6 protein-coding genes are annotated in these 2,700 nt (G+C 69.3%); 4 read left to right on the top strand and 2 right to left on the bottom strand.

Features of this window, described 5'->3' with window-relative positions:
• The 4 genes from ROE7235_RS19240 to ROE7235_RS19225 form a co-directional block, all read left to right on the top strand.
• Positions 1–272 (top strand): hypothetical protein (locus ROE7235_RS19240; RefSeq protein WP_245964043.1); only part of this gene is annotated, 272 nt, incomplete at its 5' end.
• A 5-nt stretch (positions 273–277) separates the two neighbouring features.
• Positions 278–496 (top strand): hypothetical protein, encoded by a 219-nt coding sequence (locus tag ROE7235_RS19235; RefSeq protein WP_050663602.1) that lies wholly within the window; start codon positions 278–280, stop codon positions 494–496.
• Between the two features lie 95 nt (positions 497–591).
• Complete coding sequence (locus ROE7235_RS19230; RefSeq protein WP_050663601.1) at positions 592–1,182, top strand: DUF3489 domain-containing protein; 591 nt, start codon at positions 592–594, stop codon at positions 1,180–1,182.
• Positions 1,182–1,379 (top strand): hypothetical protein, encoded by a 198-nt coding sequence (locus ROE7235_RS19225; protein ID WP_050663600.1) that lies wholly within the window; start codon positions 1,182–1,184, stop codon positions 1,377–1,379. The genes ROE7235_RS19230 and ROE7235_RS19225 overlap by 1 nt, the downstream gene beginning before the upstream one ends.
• A gap of 9 nt (positions 1,380–1,388) precedes the next feature.
• Here ROE7235_RS19225 and ROE7235_RS19220 read toward each other — a convergent pair whose 3' ends face one another.
• The gene (locus tag ROE7235_RS19220; protein ID WP_050663599.1) at positions 1,389–1,598 is read right to left on the bottom strand and encodes a DUF7220 family protein; all 210 of its coding nucleotides are present in this window, start codon (positions 1,596–1,598) and stop codon (positions 1,389–1,391) included.
• Positions 1,598–2,590, bottom strand: a complete 993-nt coding sequence (locus tag ROE7235_RS19215) for a DNA cytosine methyltransferase (RefSeq protein ID WP_121097588.1) — start codon at positions 2,588–2,590, stop codon at positions 1,598–1,600. The genes ROE7235_RS19220 and ROE7235_RS19215 overlap by 1 nt, the downstream gene beginning before the upstream one ends.
• Positions 2,591–2,700 lie beyond the last annotated feature (110 nt).

The following is a 2,700-nucleotide window of genomic DNA, read 5'->3' as shown; positions in this document are numbered from 1 at the left end:
TGACCACGCGCCTGAACCCAATCACCACGCCCCGCCACCAGCTCCGCGCCGAGAAGGCGCGCCGCAACAAAGAAGCCGCGCTGAACGCCTTCATCGGCAAGAAAGCCGAGATCGACGAGATGCTCGCCCGGCTACAGGCGCTGAGCGACGACCATTTCAACTGCCACCCCGACGAGGTGGGCTGGGCGATGGTCGGCACCCTTGACCACTACGCCAGCCTCCTCAAGCGCATCACCGACAGCGCCTTCGGCGAGGGCGAGCACGCGGAGTAAGCACCATGGAAACCAGCACCATCCGCATCGCCATCCGCGGCCTGAACGAGCCTTGGGATGCCAGCCGCATCCCCGCCGTTCTCGAGGAGATCGGGGACGCCCTCCGCGAGGAAGCGGACATTTCGGCCCGCCTTACCGCCGACAGCATGACCATCGCCATCGACGTGGCGACGGATCGGCTGCCCGACGCCGCCACGCTCCTGCGAGACCTCGGGCTGATCTGACCTCCGGCCCCGCCGGAACTCCTGCCGCGCCAAGGCGCGGCTCGGGGTCGTAGGAGGGTCGCGACGGTCGCGGCCCCGACCAAGGAGACGACCCCATGACCAAGCTTTCCGATACCCAGCTCGTGATCCTCAGCGCCGCCGCGCAGCGCGAGGACCGCAACGTCCTGCCGCTTCCCGGCTCGCTCCGCGGCGGCGCGGCCGCCAAGGTGGTCGGCGCGCTCCTCTCCCGCGGGCTGATCGCCGAGACCACGACCGACAGCCGGACCAAGGCCGATGCCGCCCTCAACCGCATCTGGCGCAACGACACGGACGGCCGCGCCATCCTCCTGCACATCGCAGATGCGGGCCTCGCCGCCATCGGGATCGAGCCGGAAGGCGGCGACAGAGCGAACACGGGCGCCGACGCGGCGCCGAGCGCGGAGGCCCCGAAGGACGCTCCCGCCGAGGGCGACCCCGCGGCCAAGGCGCGCACACCGCGCGCGGGCACGAAGCAGGCGAAGCTGATCGAGATGCTCCGCGCCGAGGGCGGAGCCACCATCGACGAGATCGTGGCGGCACTCGACTGGCAGGCTCACACCGCTAGGGGCGCCATGTCCGGCGCACTGAAAAAGAAGCTCGGCCTGACCATCACCTCGGAGAAGGTCGAGGGTCGTGGGCGCTGCTATCGCATTCAGGACGCGGACTGATGCCGCGCTTCAGGGTCAAGATCACCCGCGACGTCACCGAAAGCACCTTCGTGTCCGTCGAAGCACTATCCCCTGAGGCGGCGCAAGTCGCCGCCTTCAAGGTTCTGGCCGACATGGAAAACGCCGTCTGGACCCTCGATGAAGGTTCGTGGAATGCGGGCGGTGCATACGTCTCGGAAGTCGCCTCCGAAGAGTGACGCGCGGCGTCACCGCCAAAATTCGAACAGCCGGCGCAGAAGATAGCCGCGCGCCAGCGAGACGCCGACGAAGGCGAGGCCGATGGTCATGTGCTCGGCGAGACCGGTCTCGATCCCGAACAATGGGAACACGACGATCTGCGTGGCGATGGCCAGCACGTAGCCGACGACGACGTTCGTCGCGGCCTCGACCATCGACATGATCCGGCTCTGCTTCATCACAGCCCCTCCGGCAGGCTCTCCAGAAACGCCGTCACGAACTCCGCCGCGAGCGGCGGCACGATCGCATTGCCGTAGCCCCGCAGCAGCCCCATGCGACCGGATATCCTATCAACCAGCGGGAATGTTCCGGGCTCAACGGGCCGCCAGCGGCCATCGCGGCAGAGGAGCCAGTCCGGATCTCGCCAGACGCCGTCCGTCGCATCGGCGCCGGTGGGGTCGTCACCTTCGACCAGTCGACCAGCTTTACCGTCCTGCGGCTCGCATCCGTGTTGCCCGCCGCGTTGTACGCTGCCGTCGCGGGCGAGCCCGCCATCGCCGTCGGCCAGCCCGCCAGCCAGACCTGCCGGCCGAGTAGCGCGTTGATCGGCACCGCCCGGCATTCCGATCCGTCCTTGTGATCCCGCGCTGAGGCCGTTGCCCAGCCCGCCCGGCTCCAGGGCGGCGGCGCCGAAGAACAGCCGCTGGCGGATGTGCGGAGCGCCGATGCCCGCAGCCGGCAGATCGGCCGCCGCGACGGTGTAAGATGCCGCTTCCAGGTCAGAAGCCAGAGCGTCGAACCACGCCCAGCCAGCCGGGCCCTCAGCCGCTGTGCGAGTCGCGCTGCCAACTGGTCCGAGCACTGCCGCGCTCGCGACCTGCTCGCCGAAGACGAACTCCGGGCGGCAGGCTGCGACGAGCCGCAGGAAGGCCGGGGCGAGATGGCGGTCATCGTCCTGTCCCTTGCGCTGCCCGGCCTGGCTGAATGGCTGGCAGGGCGGCGAGCCAGTCCAGACGGACAGATCCTCGGCCACGCCGGCGAGGCGCAGTGCGTAGGGCCAGCCGCCGATCCCGGCGAAGAAATGGCATTGCTTAAAGCCCCGCAGGTCCGACGGCGTGACGTCGAGGATGGAGCGTGCGTCCACCTCGCCCGCGGGCAGGAGCCCGGCCGCGATCAGTTCCCGCAGCCAGGCACAGGCGGCGGGATCGGTATCATTGTAGTAGACGGCCATCAGGCGGCAGCGTCTGCCTTGTCGCCAAGCCGCTCCGACTTCACCTCGGCAAAAGTCCGGCCGTCGCCGTCGAGGATCGCGTCCTTGCCAGTGTCCGCCTGCCAGCGCTC

Source organism: Roseinatronobacter ekhonensis, from assembly GCF_900499075.1.
Classification (GTDB): domain Bacteria; phylum Pseudomonadota; class Alphaproteobacteria; order Rhodobacterales; family Rhodobacteraceae; genus Roseinatronobacter; species Roseinatronobacter ekhonensis.
This window is presented reverse-complemented; position numbering and strand designations above follow the sequence as displayed.

Coding starts and splice junctions, on each gene's coding strand:
- ROE7235_RS19235 (WP_050663602.1), top strand. CDS start 278: ATGGAAACCAGCACCATCCGCATCGCCATCCGCGGCCTGAACGAGCCT.
- ROE7235_RS19230 (WP_050663601.1), top strand. CDS start 592: ATGACCAAGCTTTCCGATACCCAGCTCGTGATCCTCAGCGCCGCCGCG.
- ROE7235_RS19225 (WP_050663600.1), top strand. CDS start 1,182: ATGCCGCGCTTCAGGGTCAAGATCACCCGCGACGTCACCGAAAGCACC.
- ROE7235_RS19220 (WP_050663599.1), bottom strand. CDS start 1,598: ATGAAGCAGAGCCGGATCATGTCGATGGTCGAGGCCGCGACGAACGTC.
- ROE7235_RS19215 (WP_121097588.1), bottom strand. CDS start 2,590: ATGGCCGTCTACTACAATGATACCGATCCCGCCGCCTGTGCCTGGCTG.